Source organism: Rhizobium sp. S152 (genome assembly GCF_030380735.1).
Classification (GTDB): Bacteria; Pseudomonadota; Alphaproteobacteria; order Rhizobiales; family Rhizobiaceae; genus Rhizobium.
The window spans coordinates 255,048-271,882 of record NZ_JAUDRZ010000008.1 but is presented as its reverse complement, the minus strand read 5'-3'; the positions used below and the strand labels follow the sequence as shown (position 1 = coordinate 271,882).

At 60.4% G+C, this 16,835-nt stretch carries 20 protein-coding genes; 6 read left to right on the top strand and 14 right to left on the bottom strand.

Features of this window, described 5'->3' with window-relative positions; all coding sequences use genetic code 11:
• Position 1: 1 nt before the first annotated feature.
• The 11 genes from flgH to flgF all read right to left on the bottom strand — a co-directional run bounded on the left by flgH (position 2) and on the right by flgF (position 7,685).
• The gene (gene flgH, locus QTL95_RS10860; RefSeq protein ID WP_289719977.1) at positions 2-718 is read right to left on the bottom strand and encodes a flagellar basal body L-ring protein FlgH; all 717 of its coding nucleotides are present in this window, start codon (positions 716-718) and stop codon (positions 2-4) included.
• Positions 715-1,260: a MotE family protein gene (locus tag QTL95_RS10855; RefSeq protein ID WP_289719976.1), complete on the bottom strand. Its 546-nt coding sequence runs from the start codon at positions 1,258-1,260 to the stop codon at positions 715-717. Before QTL95_RS10855 ends, flgH begins: the two co-directional genes overlap by 4 nt.
• Entirely contained in the window at positions 1,257-2,378 is a 1,122-nt protein-coding gene (locus QTL95_RS10850) for a flagellar basal body P-ring protein FlgI (protein WP_289719975.1), read from the bottom strand. Before QTL95_RS10850 ends, QTL95_RS10855 begins: the two co-directional genes overlap by 4 nt.
• Entirely contained in the window at positions 2,375-2,857 is a 483-nt protein-coding gene (gene flgA / locus QTL95_RS10845) for a flagellar basal body P-ring formation chaperone FlgA (RefSeq protein WP_289719974.1), read from the bottom strand. Before flgA ends, QTL95_RS10850 begins: the two co-directional genes overlap by 4 nt.
• A 17-nt stretch (positions 2,858-2,874) precedes the next feature.
• Positions 2,875-3,663, bottom strand: a complete 789-nt coding sequence (gene flgG / locus QTL95_RS10840) for a flagellar basal-body rod protein FlgG (protein WP_289719973.1) — start codon at positions 3,661-3,663, stop codon at positions 2,875-2,877.
• Positions 3,664-3,682: 19 nt separating this feature from the next.
• Positions 3,683-4,009: a flagellar hook-basal body complex protein FliE gene (locus QTL95_RS10835; protein ID WP_289719972.1), complete on the bottom strand. Its 327-nt coding sequence runs from the start codon at positions 4,007-4,009 to the stop codon at positions 3,683-3,685.
• Complete coding sequence (gene flgC / locus QTL95_RS10830) at positions 4,009-4,425, bottom strand: flagellar basal body rod protein FlgC (RefSeq protein WP_037187448.1); 417 nt, start codon at positions 4,423-4,425, stop codon at positions 4,009-4,011. The genes QTL95_RS10835 and flgC overlap by 1 nt, the downstream gene beginning before the upstream one ends.
• Before the next feature lie 2 nt (positions 4,426-4,427).
• Positions 4,428-4,820: a flagellar basal body rod protein FlgB gene (gene flgB / locus QTL95_RS10825; RefSeq protein ID WP_037187451.1), complete on the bottom strand. Its 393-nt coding sequence runs from the start codon at positions 4,818-4,820 to the stop codon at positions 4,428-4,430.
• Between the two features lie 169 nt (positions 4,821-4,989).
• The gene (locus QTL95_RS10820; RefSeq protein ID WP_289719971.1) at positions 4,990-5,538 is read right to left on the bottom strand and encodes a flagellar protein; all 549 of its coding nucleotides are present in this window, start codon (positions 5,536-5,538) and stop codon (positions 4,990-4,992) included.
• An 11-nt stretch (positions 5,539-5,549) separates the two neighbouring features.
• Positions 5,550-6,938, bottom strand: a complete 1,389-nt coding sequence (gene fliI / locus QTL95_RS10815; RefSeq protein WP_289719970.1) for a flagellar protein export ATPase FliI — start codon at positions 6,936-6,938, stop codon at positions 5,550-5,552.
• 12 nt (positions 6,939-6,950) lie between these two features.
• Positions 6,951-7,685, bottom strand: coding sequence for a flagellar basal-body rod protein FlgF (flgF, locus tag QTL95_RS10810; protein ID WP_289719969.1), 735 nt, complete (start codon positions 7,683-7,685; stop codon positions 6,951-6,953).
• Positions 7,686-7,932: 247 nt separating this feature from the next.
• Between flgF and motA the strand changes: the two genes are divergently transcribed.
• From motA to QTL95_RS10780, 6 genes are all read left to right on the top strand, one after another.
• The gene (motA, locus tag QTL95_RS10805) at positions 7,933-8,805 is read left to right on the top strand and encodes a flagellar motor stator protein MotA (protein WP_289719968.1); all 873 of its coding nucleotides are present in this window, start codon (positions 7,933-7,935) and stop codon (positions 8,803-8,805) included.
• 28 nt (positions 8,806-8,833) lie between these two features.
• Entirely contained in the window at positions 8,834-9,745 is a 912-nt protein-coding gene (locus QTL95_RS10800; RefSeq protein WP_442981283.1) for a FliM/FliN family flagellar motor switch protein, read from the top strand.
• 63 nt (positions 9,746-9,808) lie between these two features.
• Positions 9,809-10,384, top strand: a complete 576-nt coding sequence (gene fliN, locus QTL95_RS10795) for a flagellar motor switch protein FliN (protein WP_289719966.1) — start codon at positions 9,809-9,811, stop codon at positions 10,382-10,384.
• 29 nt (positions 10,385-10,413) lie between these two features.
• Positions 10,414-11,454 (top strand): flagellar motor switch protein FliG, encoded by a 1,041-nt coding sequence (gene fliG / locus QTL95_RS10790; RefSeq protein WP_289719965.1) that lies wholly within the window; start codon positions 10,414-10,416, stop codon positions 11,452-11,454.
• A gap of 128 nt (positions 11,455-11,582) precedes the next feature.
• Positions 11,583-12,662, top strand: coding sequence for a flagellar biosynthesis protein FlhB (gene flhB, locus QTL95_RS10785; protein WP_289719964.1), 1,080 nt, complete (start codon positions 11,583-11,585; stop codon positions 12,660-12,662).
• Between the two features lie 5 nt (positions 12,663-12,667).
• Complete coding sequence (locus QTL95_RS10780) at positions 12,668-13,108, top strand: hypothetical protein (RefSeq protein WP_289719963.1); 441 nt, start codon at positions 12,668-12,670, stop codon at positions 13,106-13,108.
• Between the two features lie 57 nt (positions 13,109-13,165).
• On the opposite strand, the gene visR is transcribed toward QTL95_RS10780, so the two are convergent.
• From visR to fliF, 3 genes are all read right to left on the bottom strand, one after another.
• Entirely contained in the window at positions 13,166-13,912 is a 747-nt protein-coding gene (gene visR / locus QTL95_RS10775; RefSeq protein ID WP_289719962.1) for a transcriptional regulator VisR, read from the bottom strand.
• Positions 13,913-13,923: 11 nt separating this feature from the next.
• A complete protein-coding gene (gene visN, locus QTL95_RS10770) occupies positions 13,924-14,670 on the bottom strand; it encodes a transcriptional regulator VisN (RefSeq protein WP_289719961.1) in 747 nt (248 codons plus the stop codon).
• A 369-nt stretch (positions 14,671-15,039) separates the two neighbouring features.
• Complete coding sequence (gene fliF, locus QTL95_RS10765; protein WP_289719960.1) at positions 15,040-16,731, bottom strand: flagellar basal-body MS-ring/collar protein FliF; 1,692 nt, start codon at positions 16,729-16,731, stop codon at positions 15,040-15,042.
• Between the last annotated feature and the right edge of the window lie 104 nt (positions 16,732-16,835).

Genomic DNA, 16,835 nt, shown 5'->3' with positions numbered 1-16,835 from the left:
CTCAGAGCGGCGAGAGAAGATCGACGGCCTGCTGGCCGCGCGGTGGCTGCTGCACCTCCATCAGGCGGCCGCGACCACCGTAGGAAATGCGCGCCTCGGCGATCTTCTCGTAGGAAATCTGGTTTTCGGCCGTCACGTCCTGCGGACGAACGATACCGGCGACGTTGAGGATGCGGAGCTCTTGGTTCAGGCGCACCTCCTGAGAGCCGCTGACGACGAGATTGCCGTTTTCGAGGATGCCAGTCACGACGGCGGCGACCATCAGCTGCAGCTTGTCGGTACGCTCGATCTTGCCCTTGCCGTCGGTGCTGGTGTCGGAACCGTAGGTCACATCGGTCTTCGACGCCGGATTCCAGCCGAGGATGTTGGCCTGTGCATCCCAATTCAGGCCGCTGCTGTTCGTGCGGCTGCGGTTGGTGTTGTTTTCGAACGAACCCTTGTCGTTGATCGAGATATCGACCGTCAGGATGTCGCCGATGTTGAGCGCGCGGGCATCCTTGAAGAGTGCCGCCTGGGAATCACTCCAGAGCGAATAGCCCTGGGCGACCTGGCGCGGCTGCTTCGGATACATCGACATCTGCTGCGTCTGGCCATAGGCAAGGCCGCTGCCGATCGGGCTCATGGCCGGCGCGCGGCCGATCTCGTTGATCGCCTGCGGAGACTGGCAGCCGGCAAGAACGGCGACGGCAGCGATCGCGACCGGGAAACGCTTCTTCATGAGGGGTCCTTCGACGTATTGGGATCGGACGCGCTGGCGATGATGTTGGCGATGACGGCCGCCTTCTGCGGATCCATCTCGTTGAGGATCAGGCTCGATTGCTGCGCGCTGAGCCGCATGATGACGGCTGCCGCAACCTCGATCTTGACTTCCTGCAGCTGCGATGCGGCTGCGTCCGGCTTCATTTTCTTGTAGATGTCCGTGAGCCCGGCTTCCGCCTGCTTCAGGAAGGTGTCGCGACGCTTCAGCCAGTCCTGATATTCGTCGCGGCGCTTTTCCATCTCGGCGATACGGGTATCGACATCGGCCCTGAGCTTTTCCAGCTCCTGCTTCTGCAGCAGATAGCGCTGGTCTCGCGCGGGGTCGGCAATATTCGTGCAGAATTGCTTGATCTCATCCTGAGAGACGACATCGCCGGCCGGCGCCTCCGCCTCCTGGGCGAATGCGCCGGGGATTGACAGCAGGACAACGGCGGCGGCGGGCAGCGCGAGACGCCGCGCCAGTTCGACGACAGACATTTTAGGATCCAGGATCTTCATCATTGCAGCACAAGCTCCGCCTGCAGCGCCCCGGCTGATTTGATCCCTTGGAGGATCGCGATGATGCCATCCGGCTTGACGCCGATATTGTTGAGGCCGGCCACCAACGTCTTGAGATCGGGACCATCAAGCAATGCCACCTTGCCGCCGGTCTTCAGCGCGGAGATATCCGTCTGCGGCTGTACCGCCGTCTCGCCGCGCGAGAAGGGTTCGGGCTGGATGATCTGCGGCGTCTCGGTCACCTGGACCGTGAGCGTACCATAGCTGACGGCGACCGGGGAGACGCGGACGTCGGCACCGATGACGATGGTGCCTGTTCTTTCGTTGACCACGACCTTGGCCGGAGTGTCCGTCTCGACGATCAGATTTTCGATATCGGCCATCAGGCGGGTCAGGTCGGCCTCGCGCGGCTTCTGGACGATGACTTCCTGGGCGTCCTTCGCGTCGGCGACCGGACCGCCGAAGCGGGACCGGGCATAACCGTTGACGACATCGGCGATACGCACCGCGGTCGAGAAATCCGGATTGCGCAGCTGCAGCACCAGATTGATGGAATCCTTGAAGCGGGACGGCAGCTCGCGCTCGATGATCGCGCCGCCGGGAACGCGACCGGCGGTGGTGACACCTTCGGTCACGGTCGCAGCCTGGCCCTGGGCCGTGAAGCCGGAAACAACGACGGAGCCCTGGGCAACGGCATAGATCTGCCCATCGGCGCCGGAGAGCGATGTCATGATGAGCGTGCCGCCGCGCAAAGAGGTAGCGTCGCCGAGCGAGCTGACGTTGACGTCGAGCCGGCTGCCGGGACTGGCGAAGGGCGGCAGATTGGCCGTGACCATGACGGCCGCCGTGTTCTTCGCATTGGACTGGCCGCCCTGCGTGGAGATACCGAGATTCTGCAGCATGGCGCGCATCGACTGTTCGGTAAACGGCGACGCGCGGAAACCGTCACCGGTCCCCTGCAGGCCTACGATCAAGCCGTAACCGATCAGCTGGTTGTCACGTCCCGACTGCAGGGAAGCGATATCCTTGATACGCGAGGACATGGCCGAGGCGGGCGCAACAGCCAGGAAATTCGGCGCCAGGAAGACGAGCGCTATGAAAAGACGAAACAATATCTTCATTTTGTAGCCACGTGGATGGTGCCGTCCTTGAGTACGGTGCCGCTGACGATCACACCCGAATCCATGTTGCGGACGCGGATGAGCTGGCCGGTCATGCCGTCCTCAAGCGGTGATCCGGCCGCCGAGATCGTCATCTCGCCAACCGTGAAGATCATGCGGATCGAAGAGCCGCGCGTGACGGTGTAGGGCTCGCGCAAGGCCGAGACAGAGATCGTGCGGCCGGGCAGCAGCGTGCGCTTGGAAATCATGCCGGAAACCTGGCCGATCGACTTGGCGTAGTCGCCCTTGAGGTTCGGATTGGTGACCTCGACTTCCTGGAGGCGGTCGCCGGACACTGTTTCGCCGGGGTAGATGGTCGTGGTCGGAACCACGGCATAGCCCATCTCGGTCGCGGATACCGGAGCCGAGGCGAACGCGAGGAGCGCGATCGCCGCTGGTGCGGCCCGTCGGAGAATGCTTCTGACCCGGCAAAACATCATGTTTCGGCCCTTCCCTGCTACTTCAGGTTCTTGCTGACGATGGAGGCCATTTCGTCGGCGGTGGTGATGACCTTGGAGTTCATTTCATAGGCACGCTGGGCGGAGATCAGCTCGGTGATTTCCTTGACGGGATCGACGTTCGACGATTCCAGGTAGCCCTGCTTCAGGTAGCCCATGCTGTTTTCATCGGGTGTGCCGACGACGGGATCGCCGGAGGCCGGCGTCTGGGCGTAGAGGTTGTCGCCGAGCGGCTGGAGACCGGCCTCGTTGACAAAGTCGGCGATCTGCAGCTGGCCGAGGACCGTCGGATCCGTGGCGCCAGGAAGCTTCGCGGAAACTTCGCCGGAGCGGCTGACGGTGAGCTCGGTCGAGCCCTGCGGGATGGTGATATTTGGAGCGACGGTGTAGCCGTCGACCGTGACGATCTGGCCGGTCTCGTTCTTGTTCAGCGCGCCGGCGCGGGTATAGACCGTCGTGCCGTCCGTCGACTGAATCTGGAAGAAGCCGCGACCGACGATGGCCAGGTCGAGATCGTTGCCGGTCTGTGCGAGTTCGCCCTGAATATGCAGGTTACGCACGGCCGACGTCTGGACACCGAGACCGATGTTGGCGCCCTCGGGAACGATCGCCTGGTTGGCGCGGTTCGACACGCCCTTGGCGCGCTCGGTCTGATAGAGCAGATCGGTGAATTCGGCGCGGGCGCGCTTGAAACCCGTGGTGTTGATGTTCGCGATGTTGTTCGCGATGACTTCAAGATTGGTCTGCTGGGCATCCATACCCGTCGCAGCAATAGCTAGAGCTCTCATGGCTTCGTCCTCAAATCAACTAAATCTGCATCCGGGTGACATCGAGAAAGGCCGTGACGACCTTGTCGCGAAGGGCAATGGCGGTCTGAAGCGTCTGCTGCGCCTGCATGACGGCATCGACGACTTCGCGCGTGGTGGCGGAGCCCTGGATGCCCGCGAAGGACATTGCTTCGGCATTTTTCAGCGTGCTGACGGCGCCGCTCGCGACGTTGCTCAGCACAGCGCTGAAGCTGCCGTCGTTGGCAGCGCTTTCGGCCGCCGAGGAGGCGGCGGACTTGCCCGGCTCGATCGCGGCGAGGCCGCGGGTCATCGACAGGGAGCTGATATTGTTGACGCTGTTGATCATTACTGGCTCTTCAGAAGGTCGATTGTCGCGGAGACGAGATCGCGGGTTTGCTTGATGGTCTGGAGATTGGCGTCGTAGGAGCGATTGGCTTCGCGCATGTCGCCCATCTCGATCAGCATGTTGACGTTGGGCATCTTGACCACACCCTTCGCATCGGCTGCTGGATTGGTTGGATCATATTCCGTGCTGAACTTGGACTCGTCGACACCGAGCTTCTTGACGTTGACGGTCTTGATGCCGGTGGTGCGGTCCATGGTCTCGCCGAAGGTAATGGTCTTGCGACGATAGGGATCGGCGCCGGGCGTGTCGCCGGTAGAACGGGCGTTCGCGATGTTCTCCGACACGATCCGGAGGCGCGTGGATTGCGCTTCCAGACCGGACGCTGCGATTTTCGAGGCTGCGGTCAAAGGATCCATGATTACGTCTTCACCGTCATGAGCATCAGTCGATTGAAGGAGCTGACCAGCGAGGTGTTGAGCTCGTATTGGCGCTTGATTTCACCGGACTTGGAGAGTTCTTCTGCCAGGCCCACCGTGTTGCCCGATTCCTGGACACCGATCTCCTGGTCGAGCGCGGCGTCCTTGACGTCGATATCGCCCTTCGTGTTGAGATCGTTGCCGGTCAGATGCGCGGCATTGGTGCGCGCCATCGTCACGTCGGATTTGTCCAGAACCGACTGAAAGGGCGTGATGTCCTTGGCGCGGTATTTCGGCGTGTTGGCGTTCGCGATGTTGCCGGCAACGACTTCCTGACGAATCGTCAGCCATTCCGCCTGCCGCGAGGCCAAGTCGAACAGTTGAATCGGTTGCATGGGAACTCTCCGTTTTTACTGAGGCGAACCTACGGCGGTAATCTTGCGTCAGACTTACGGATGATCCGGCTTTGACGGCGGTGGCCCAAAAGCCGGCGGCAAAGAAAAGGCTCCGGCGGAAGGTCCGACGGAGCCTTGATGATGAACGGCGCGCATCACTGGCCAAGCCCTAGTAGACGTCGCCCTTAGACGTCACGATCACCCATTTGCCGTCGCGCTGCTCGAGCGTCGCCAGACGGCTCTGGTCGGGCAGGATGGAGCCGACGCGCACCACGTACATGCCCGACGGATCCTCGATCAGCGCACGGCCGTTCGAGACGTGCAGCAAGCGGAAGCCGGACTTGCCGGGGAAAGGTTGCTCCGTCGCCGGCGGCCCCTTGTCGTCCTCCTTGCCGATGTTCGATACGGTCGCCGTGGTCAACGGATCGAACGGCAGCTCGGGCTTGTTTCCGTCCGGGTTCTTGTTGACCATCGCCAGTGGCGAAACGCTGAAGACGTTGCGGGCCGGCCAGTTCGGAAGATCGCGAGTACGTTCCCCCTGGGCGACATTGATGCCGAACTTGTCTTCGTTGAAGAAGACGTACCAGGGAAAGAATGCGGCTGCGCCTGCGAGCACCAGCCCGGCGACGGTCATTGCGCGATCGAGCACGACCGACTTTCGCCGGGCTTCGGGCTTCAGCGGCGCAATTCTCTCATCATCGTCGTCGAAATTGGTCACGGTCTATCTTTCTATCTGCGGACAGGCTGGTTACCGATGCCGGCGGCAGCCTTCAAAGCGGTGGCAAGGTCGGCGAAGGAATCAGGAGAACCGGGTTCGCCCGGTGATTGCTTGAGGACGTCATAGATAATCGGCACCTGCTTGACGGCCATGTCGAGATCCGGGTCGGCGCCCTGCCGGTAGCCACCAATCAGACGAAGGTCGCGCGTCTCCTCGAAGCGGTGAATAAGCGTCTTCAACCGCGACACGAGCTTCTCCTGGTCCGGCGTCCAGGCCTTGCGAGCGAGACGCGAGATCGAGGCCAGCGGATCGATCGGCGGATAGCGGCCCTCCTCGGCGAGGCTGCGCTGCAAGACGAGATGGCCGTCGAGAATGCCGCGGGTCGAGTCGGCGATCGGATCGTTGTGATTGTCACCGTCAACGAGGATCGAGATGATAGCGGTGATGGTGCCGGTGCCTTCAGGACCGGGACCGGCGCGCTCGAGCAGGCGCGGCAGTTCGGTGAAGACGGACGCCGGATAACCGCGCGCGATCGGTGGCTCGCCGGAAGCGGTCGCCACTTCGCGGATTGCGTGGGCGAAGCGCGTGACACTGTCGATGATCAGAAGCACGTTGTCGCCCTGATCGCGGAAGTGCTCGGCGATCGTCACCGCGGTCAGCGGCGCCATCTTGCGCAGCATCGGGCTTTCGTCGCTGGTGGCGACGACGGCGATCGACTTCTTCATGTCCTCGCCGAGCGTATCCTCGATGAATTCACGCACTTCGCGACCGCGTTCACCGACGAGCGCGATCACCACCTTGTCGAAGGCGTGCGCACGGGCAAGCATCGACAGAAGCGTGGACTTGCCGACGCCGGAGCCGGCGAAAATGCCCAGACGCTGGCCAAGGCAGAGCGGCGAGAAGAGATCGATGGCGCGCACGCCGGTCTTGAAGCCCGTTTCGACGCGCTTTCGCGTCATTGAAGGTGGCGCGGTATTGGAGATCGAGCGTCGGCTGAGGCCATCGACGATGGGCCCGAGGCCATCAATGGGCTCGCAGAGAGAGCTGATCGTGCGGCCGCACCAGCTGTCATCCGGCGAGATGCGGAACGCACCCTTGCGAATGACGGTGTCGTGGATACCGATCGGCTCGCCGGGTTCGATCGGGCAGACGTAAGTGAGTTCCGGCTCGACGCGAACGACTTCGCCGAGATGGACACCGGTCGCCGATTTGTGCGCCACGAATTCGCCCAGCCGCACATGCCGCGAGAGGCCGCTCACCGTGTAGTGGCCGGCGGCGATCGTCTGTACGTGGCCGCCGGGGGCAACCAGAAAATCCGGACTGGTGTAGCGCGCGACCAGGCTCGCCAGATGCGGGAGCTTCGGTGAAAGAACGCTTTCGGAAAGCGGAGTATGGCTCATCGGCTAACTCCGCTAGCGGCTGCCGCCAAGCGTCTTGATCGCTTCGCTGAAGGAGGCTTCGCTGTCCTTGCTGAGCGACGTCATGCTCTCGAACGCGCGGTTGACTTCGATCAGCTGCGTGATTTCGCGCATCGCGTTGACGTTGGAATTCTCGACATAGCCCTGACGAACGCCAACGTTGAAGCGGTCGGTCACGGCCTGCGGCGCCTGGGTCGTCATGATGCCGCTGTTTTCGTAACGCAGATAGCCCTTGCTGATATCGGCCTCGAAAAGGCCGAGGGAGCCGATCTGCTTGCCGTCCTGATACATGAGACCATCGGAGCCAACCTTCGGCTCGCCGCCCGCCGTATTCAGCTGGATCGGAGCGCCGCCGGCATCGAGTACAGGATAGCCGCGAACGGAAACCAGCTGGCCATTGTCGGTCATCGTAAAACGGCCGTCCTTCGTCAAGACGCGGCCGGCAGGCGTCTCGAGCGCGAACCAGGCATCGCCCTTGACAGCGAAGTCGAGCATGTTGCCGGTCTGCTGCAGTTCGCCGTTGTCGCCGGAAAGGTAGTCGTTGCCTTGAGACACGTAAGCAACCTTGGCATTGATCTTGTTGCCGGTGTTGCCCAGCATCTCGTCGAATTTCACCTCGGTAGCGCGGAAGCCCGTCGTGTTCACGTTCGCCATGTTGTCGGCGATGGTGGTGAGGCGACGTTCGAGTGCGATCTGCGACGACAGTGAAACATAAAGACCGGATTGCATCTCGGTAGGCTCCTGGCATTGGCGATGAACGGAACGAAGCCGGTTTCGTGGAATTCGAACTCGGATCTCGCTAAGACGGCATGTCAAAAACAGGCACGGGTGCCCATTCGTCTTCCTCAATCTGCCAACGGTTCCTTGCGCGAAACTGGTACCGAGAAAGCCCGACGCGGGCGGCCAACCATCAGCCTCACGCAAGCCAGCAGCCCTATCCCTTCAGTTGAAAATAACGATCGGGTTTGGACTGACGATGAATATCATTATCGGATTTGTAATTACCGTCGGCTGCATTATTGGTGGCTTCATGGCGATGGGCGGGCATGTGCAAGCGCTCATCCAGCCGTTCGAACTGGTGATCATCGGTGGCGCGGGCGTCGGCGCCTTCATCATGGGCAACCCGCTGAAAGTCGTAAAGGATTCGGGCAAGGCAATTGCCGAAGCATTTAAGCACGCGGTCCCGAAAGAGCGTCATTATCTCGATGTGCTTGGCGTTCTTTACTCGCTGATGCGCGACCTGCGCACCAAGTCGCGCAACGAGATCGAAGCCCATATCGACAATCCAGACGAATCCCCGATCTTCCAGTCGGCTCCAACAGTGCTCAAGAACAAAGAGCTTACGTCCTTCATATGCGATTATGTTCGGCTCATCATCATCGGCAACGCCCGCAGCCACGAGATCGAGGCGCTGATGGACGAGGAAATCGAAACGATGATGCACGACAAGATGAAGCCGTATCATTCGATAACGGCAGTCGGCGACAGCTTTCCGGCCATCGGTATCATCGCCGCCGTTCTCGGCGTCATCAAGGCCATGGCCAAGATCAACGAGTCGCCGGAGGTGCTCGGCGGCCTGATCGGTGCCGCTCTCGTCGGCACGATGCTCGGTATCTTTCTGTCCTATTGCCTGTGTAACCCGTTGACCTCACAGATCAAGATCGTCCGCAACAAGCAGCACCGCCTCTACATCATAGTCAAGCAAACCCTGCTGGCCTACATGAACGGCTCGGTTCCGCAGGTCGCGCTCGAATACGGACGCAAGACGATCTCCAACTACGAGCGGCCGTCGATCGACTCGGTCGAGCAGGAAATGATGAACCCGGGCGGCGAGAACAAGGCGGCATAAGGATATGAGCGCTCAAAGCAACTCCCCGATGGACGATGCCCTCCTCGCAAAGCTGACCGGCAGGCTCGGCGACAAGGCGACGATCGACAAGATCTGTGCGGCTTTCGGCCTCGTCTACAGCGAGTTCCTGCCCGATGTCATCAAGAGCGAGACGGATGTCGACGTCGCCGTCGCCTATCTCGGCTGCGACAGCGGCTACAAGAACGACCTGATCGCCGACCTCGGCGACAACATCACGCTGGTCGACGCGACATTGCGCAACTGGTCGCAGAATATCACGCTGTCCTGCGGCAACGGCTTCATCATCACACTGATGGAGCATCTGCTGGGCGCAACGCCCGAGACCATCGAGCCGCCGGCCGACCGGCTGCTTTCGGTCATCGAGCGGGATCTCGCCGTTACCGTGTTCGACAAGATCGCCAACGTGCTGCGCTCCGCCGTCAACGCGCCCGGCGGTTTCGAACCGACGCTGGAGCCGCCGCATGCGGGCGAGGAGCGGCCGAAGCCGACCGACGACAAGGCCGACGAGTTCGCCGCGACGATCAACATGTCAATCACGCTCGCTGGCATCACATCCGATTTTGCGCTCGTCGTGCCCCAGGCCGCTCTCCTCAAGACGACGGTCGCGGCACCGAAGGCGAAGAACCAGTCCGCCAAATCAGCCGAGTGGACCGACCAGCTGAGCGAACAGGTCCGCCGTTCAAACGTCACGCTCGATGCCAAGATCCGGCTGCAGGACCTGACACTGCGGACGATCTCCAAACTTGCGGCAGGCGACGTGATCCCATTTCACGATATTGGCGACGTTCGCGTCGATGTCAGCGCCAACAGCAAGGAGTTGTATGTGTGCGAGTTCGGGCGTTCGGGCGAGAATTATACCGTCCGTGTGAAGGATACGATTAGTTCGGATGACGAGCTCATCCGCCACTTGATGAATTGAGGCATTTTCCACCGATCTGCCGGACGGCAGCTTGAGGCAAGTTTCAACTGGAATAGTGATTTCATGGCGACGAAGAAAACACCAAAGAACGACGACCTTTCGATGGACCTGCCCGGCAATGAAGCCGAACTCGACCAGGCCATCGACGATCTGCGCGGCGTTCTGAAGACAGATTCCGACGGCGGCCTGCCCGACCTCGGCGATTCCGACGCATTCAGCGGCGGCACCGACCTTTCGGCCTTTGGCGGCCTCGACGACAGCGCCGACACGGCCTTCGGCGGCTCCGATTTCGGTGGCACATCCGACTTCGGCGGCTCTTCGGATTTCGGCGATACGTCGTTCGGCGCGTCCCCCTCGGAACCCGCGCCGCTCGGCAGTGCCATGCAGTCGAACCTCGACCTGATCATGGACATCCCGATCGATGTGCAGATCATGCTCGGCAGCAGCCGCATGCAGGTTTCGGGGTTGATGAATCTCAACGAAGGCGCGACCATCGCGCTCGACAAGAAGATCGGCGAGCCGGTCGAAATCATGGTAAACGGCCGCAAGATCGGACGCGGCGAGATTACCGTCCTGGAGAATGACGACACCCGTTTCGGTGTCAAACTGATAGAAGTTCTGAGTACGAAAAAAGCCTGATCCCGGTGTAGGGACGGAGAGGTTAGACCATGATGGACTTTGACGATTTCGGCGGCGCTCTTGCCGAGAAACCGTTGACCCAGGCTGAGAAAGCAGCGGCCGTACTCCTCGCCATGGGGAAAGGGGTTGCTGGCAGGCTGTTGAAATATTTCACGCAGGCCGAGCTGCAGACGATCATCGGATCGGCTCAGACGCTGCGCGCCATCCCCCCGGATGAACTCCTCGGACTCGTCGCAGAGTTCGAGGACCTGTTCACCGAGGGTGCCGGCCTCATGGACAACGCCAAGGCGATCGAAAGCATTCTTGAAGAGGGCCTGACCCCCGACGAGGTCGACAGCCTGCTCGGACGCCGCACAACCTTCCAGGCCTACGAAACCTCCATTTGGGATCGACTCGGCGAAGGCGACCCGGCCTTTATCGGCAAGTTCCTGCTGCGCGAACATCCGCAGACCGTCGCCTACATCCTTTCCATGATGCCATCGTCCTTCGGCGCCAAGGTGCTGATGCAGATCCCCGACGGCCGGCGCGCCGACATCATGAACCGTACAGTCAACCTGAAGTCCGTCAGCCCCAAGGCCGCACAGATCATCGAAAAGCAGGTCGTGAACCTGCTCGCCGAAATCGACGCCGAGAAGAACTCGATCGGCTCGACGAAGGTCGCCGAACTGATGAACGAGATGGACAAGCCGCAGGTCGATACCCTGCTCACCTCGCTCGAATCGATCAGCCGCGAATCGGTCAACAAGGTTCGCCCGAAGATCTTCCTCTTCGAAGACCTCCTGCTCATCCCGCAGCGCAGCCGCGTCATGCTGCTGAACGACGTCTCGGCAGATATCCTGACCATGTCGCTGCGCGGATCCTCCGCGGAAATGCGCGAGACGGTCCTCGCCTCGATCAGCCCGCGTCAGCGCAGAATGATCGAATCGGATCTGCAGAGCGGCACGACCGGAATCAATCCACGCGAGATCGCCATCGCGCGCCGCGCGATCGCCCAGGAAGCGATTCGGTTGTCCAATTCTGGCCAGATCCAGCTCAAGGAAACCGAGGGCGAAGGTGCGGCGGCGGCTTAAGCCGCTGTTGTTGTGCACGAAGCCCCTGCACTCCCGCGCCACGGTTGATCGTGGCGGCAAAAGAGAGATACCCTTTGGAAAAGGCCGCGCATTGCCGCGGCCGTTTCATTTGATGGAGGGCCTCGCCGTTGGCTGACGACGACAAGGACAGCAAAACAGAAGATCCTACAGCGAAAAAGAAAGGCGACGCTGCCGAGAAAGGCAACCTACCCTTCTCACGCGAAGTGCCGCTTTTCGCCACCGTTCTCGCCACCTTCGTCTACATCATCTTCTTCCTGCCAGACGGCATGCTCAAGGTAGGCGCGGAGCTGAAGGACATCTTCGAGCAGCCGGATCAGTGGAAGATCGAAACCGGCCCGGATGTGCTTTCACTCTTCATCCATCTCGGATGGGTATGTGGCGCGTTGCTGACCCCGGCCTTTCTTCTCTTCATGTCCTTCGGGCTCATCGCCTCGATCTCCCAGCATTTGCCGACACCGGTGCTCGAGCGCATTCGTCCCCAGGTCTCGCGCATCTCGCCGGCCAAGGGCTGGACCCGCATCTTCAGCCTGCCGGGCCTGATCGAGTTCGGCAAGTCGCTGGCGAAGATCGTTATTGTCGGCGTCATCATCTTTTTCGTGCTGAAAAGCGAGTATTTCGGCGCGATCGATGCGATGTTCTCCGATCCCTCGACGATCTTCACCCACATGATGTCGGCGATGCGCAAGATCACGATCGTCGTGCTGTTCGCCACCGCCATCGTCGCTATCGCCGACTTCTTCTGGACCCGCTACCACTGGTTCACCGAGTTGAAGATGACCCGCCACGAAGTGAAGGAGGAGAACAAGCAGTCGCAGGGTGACCCTTTCGTCAAGAGCCGCCAGCGCTCGCTCATGCGCGACCGCGCAAGGCGCCGCATGATGGGCAACGTGCCGCGCGCCACCATGGTGATCGCCAACCCGACTCACTTCGCCGTCGCGTTGCGTTATGTGCGCGAGGAAAACGACGCGCCCATCGTGGTTGCTAAGGGCCAGGACCTTATTGCATTGAAAATCAGGGAGATCGCCGAGACCAACGGCATTCCCGTGTTCGAAGATCCGCCACTTGCACGCTCCATGTTTGCGCAAGTCTCGGTGGATAGTGTCATCCCGTCTGTATTTTACAAGGCCGTCGCGGAGCTCATTCATCGGGTTTACGCGGCGCAAGCAAAGAACAAACGGGTAAGATAAGTCGAATGAAAAAATGCCCCTACTCTGCCCAGCGTGAAAAAATCCTAGCTGAAGCGATCAGCCCGGTTGCCACCGAATTACGGCTTCTGGACGCTTCGGACCTCATTTCCCTTTTGCGCTTCGAGTATTATGGCAATCTATCCGATCTGGTTTCCTCCGCGGCCGAGCTCTTCTTTCACCCGGGGACGGTGAATTTCGGCCATGGAGGCAGCTACACATTGGAATGGGGAGGTAAGCCCGAGGTCGTCCTCGACCTCGAAATCAAGCCGCGCGGCGTTACTGTCTACGCGCAGCTTACGCTTGCAGAGGAGCATGCGGGCATCGAGATCAATCATATCGCGTTCCAGAACGCGTCGGACGATCCCGACGAGAACACGGCCTACCTGGAGCAAAGTCTCCGCCAGTCGCGCTACAATGTCGAACCATTGCAGGCTATGGCCAGCTGATCCATGCGCTCACGAGACTGACAGCAGGCCGAACGAAAATTCGGCCGACCTCGTCATTTAGCTGATGTAGCCGAGCCTTATCGCCTTGGCGATCGCCTGGATACGGTTGACCGAATCGAGCTTGATCGTCGCAGAACCGAGATAGGCGTTGACGGTGTGGACCGACAACCCGAGTCTGTCGGCGATCTCTTCGCTTATGCGGCCATCGCCGGCAAGCTGCAGACAAGCGATCTCGCGTTCGCTCAAAGCTTCGGCGGTGGCGGCACGGCGCTCGTCGAGCGAAAGCAGATCGATCATGATCTGGCAGGAGCGGGCATGCAGTTCCACGATCATGTCGCTCGACGGATCGATATCGTCGCCGGAGAAGACGACGAAGCCGTTTCCGACGGCACCGAGGCGGACAGGAAAGGCAATGCCCGAAAACGGCAGCAGGCCGTCCTTCAGCCGCGACATGAAAGGTGTGATGCCATCTAGGCCCGGCGCCGCGCGATCGTGACCGCCAGCCCAGCTCAAAGGCAGGAGAGACTTGTCGAGATGTTCGATCATTGCGTCGCCGTAGGCATCCGCAAAGGCCTTGGCGAAGCCCGGATTGGCGGGCCCCCAGTTCTCGAGTTCGCAGATGAGCCGCTGCTTTGAGGGTAGACCGGCTCCGCTAAGCCGATAGACTGCGAAGTTCTGGGCATCGGCCAGCTTCTGCATGGCAATCAGCCGGGGAAAGAGGTCCGAGCGGCTCGTAACCTTATTGGTCCGAGCGGTCCGACCCATATCCGCATTGCCTAGCGATCTGCCCATTACGTACTCCATGACGCCGCCTCTCAGACCAGATTATTCCGGACCGCAAAAGCAATGGCTTCCGAGCGGGTTTTCGTGGCCGTCTTACGCATCACGCTGGTGATGTAGTTATTGATCGTGTTGCGCGAGATGCCGAGAATCATCGCGATTTCATCGCTCGTCTTGCCCTCGGCAATCCAGAACAGGCATTCCAGCTCGCGCTCGGTCAGCTCGAACTCGCGATCCGACTTGCTGCCGCCGCATTGCAAGAAGCTCGCGAAATAGGCCGTCAGGAGCCCCACATCCCTCAGCCGCTCCTGCGACAGGATGAAACCGTCGTCGAACAGGAACATCAATGCGAGCCTCGAGCGCCCGACGTTGAAAAGGAGGGAGCAATATTGGCGGCTCGCACCATCAGGCACGTCGGCCGTCTCAGGAAGAATAGAAAAGGTCGGCTGGAAAAGCTGCATGCATTTTTCCAGTTCCGTGGCGCGGGCAAAGCCGCCAACGAAAGTGCCGGCAAGGCTGGTGACGAGATCGAAAGGCCAATCGGACGAAACGACGAAATCGAGACCTGCTTCCTGCACCAGATCGGCGCGGGCAAGCAGGTAATGAGAGGCGCCGACATAATCCGTCAGCGCTCGTAGTCCCGGCTGCAACCTTGCCGTGCCAGAGACATCGCGCAGTTGATTGATCAGCTCTTCGCGTGAAGACAGGTTCGTCGTGGCAATCCCAACGAAATTCGCCGTGTGCTTGTCGCTTCTAAGCGCTTGCAATATATGCATATCCATCGGCAAGTCCTGCATCCTGGAAACGGTGTCAACAGATACTAGACTCGCGGTCTACTGAACAAAATACGACCTGCCCGCGAATCATCCAAGACTACGACATGAGCAAAATATCGCCATCTCCGAGTTCTTGGGATTTACTTTAGCCGAATTCCGTGCGCTGATTCGCACATCGCTTTTATCTCTTGAGTAAGCCCGGGTTACGCTGATTCTAGGCCGTCTGACAAGGCGATTCGCGTCAAAGGCGAGCGGACTCATCTTTGAGTGTCATATAGAACACGAAAACGTGTATTGGCTGACCTGTTACGAAGCCAGCAATACACGCGTCCTCAAATACAGTCCGAAGAAAAGGCCGGTTTCCCGGCCTTTTGATTATGCGGCGTTTTCGACCGCCCATTTCCTGAGGATTTTCGCTGCGCGCTCCTCGTTGATCTCGACCATGCGGGAGAGTTTCCTTTCCGGCCCTTCCTTGACGCGGCGATTGAAGCTGCCTTCGTCGTCGCCCAGGCTGAGGAGATCTTCGGTGCTGTCGAAGCCGAAGTCGGAGCCGAAGCCATCCATGAGAGCTCCGCCGGCGCCGGCGCCGACAGCAGGTGCGAAGTCCGGCAGTTCCAGACCGGCGCTCTCGGGCGACATGTCGCCGAGCGCCGCGGTGCCACCGCCGGCCACACTGCGGATCATCGGACGCAGGCCCATCCATACCACCAGGAAGGCGACGGCGACGAAGGCGAGCGAGTTGATGATGCCTGCAAGATTGCGGCTCAGCATGTCCATGACGCGGACGCCGCTGCCGGTTTCCTCGAGGAGCTGGTTCTCCAGGAAGCTCATGGCCGTGACCGTGACGACGTCGCCGCGTTCGGCGTTGATGCCGGCGGCGGACGCGACGATCTTCTGCATTTCGGCAAGGTAGGCGTCGACTTTCGCCTGGTCGGCAGGTTCGCCGACCATCTGGGCGATACGCCCCTTGTTCACAACGACGGCGATGGACAGCTTTTCGATCTTGTAGCTGTTGCGCGTGGTGGCCGTGGTCTTGCTGTTGATCTCGTAGTTGGTCTGCTCTTCCTTCTTGTCGGACTTGTCCTGCGATTCCGGTCCGTTGGAGCCGCCGGAGTCGGGGGCGGCCTGCGGGATGTTCTGTTCGACCGTCGTGGCGTTGTCCGACTGCTTCTGTTGCGACTGCTGCGCTTCCTTCGTGCTGCGCACGGAGCGCTCGACCTTGGACTCGGGATCGTAGACCGTTTCCTGGATCTGCTGGCTGTCGGTGTTGAGATCGGCGGTAACGCTGGAGCGGAAGTTGTCCATGCCAAGGAACGGTGCGAGCGCCTTGTCGATATTGGATTCAACTTCACCCTGGACGTTCTGTACGATGGAGAGCGACTTGTTGAGCGAGCTGTTGCTGGCTTCGTCGCCGGAGGCGAGAAGCTGGCCGGCGGAATCGAGAATGGTTACGTCACCGACATCAAGCCCCGGCACGGCCGAGGCGACGAGGTGACGGATCGAAGAAGCGGCATTGCGGCCAGCCGAGGCCCCCGCTCGGATCATGACCGAGGCGGTCGGCTTCTGCTCGGCCTTTCGGAAGTTTCCGACCTCCGGCATGACGATGTGAACACGGGCGGCGTTGATGCCGGAGATCTGCTGGATCGTCCGGGCGATCTCGCCCTCGAGCGCGCGAACGCGAGTGACTTCCTGCATGAACGAGGTGAGGCCGAGGGAGCCGACATTGTCGAAGAGCTCGTAACCGGCGTTGGCGCTGTTCGGCAGGCCGCGTTCAGCCAGCAGAAGACGCGCCTTGCCGGTCATGCCAGCGGGCACGGTGATGCTCTTGCCATCAGTACCGACCTGAAAGCCGATATTGGCTTCGGCAAGCGCCATGCTGATCTGATTGAGATCGGCGGTTTCCAGGCCTACGTAGAGAGTTTCCTGTGCGGGTTTGTTGACAATGAATGCCGCGGCAAGAATGAGAGCGACGGAAACGACACCAACGCCAGCCAACGCCAGCAGCCGATTCCGACCTAACGAACTGAAGTTCTTAATAATTTGAACTAATTGATTTAACAGATTCATTCTGTTCTCGCACGATCATCACTGACAAAGCAGGCTTACTGCCTCATTGCACGATAGATGCCGAAACTTGTGCGAGCGTTTCGTTTGGGACCTTATAAAGGAAC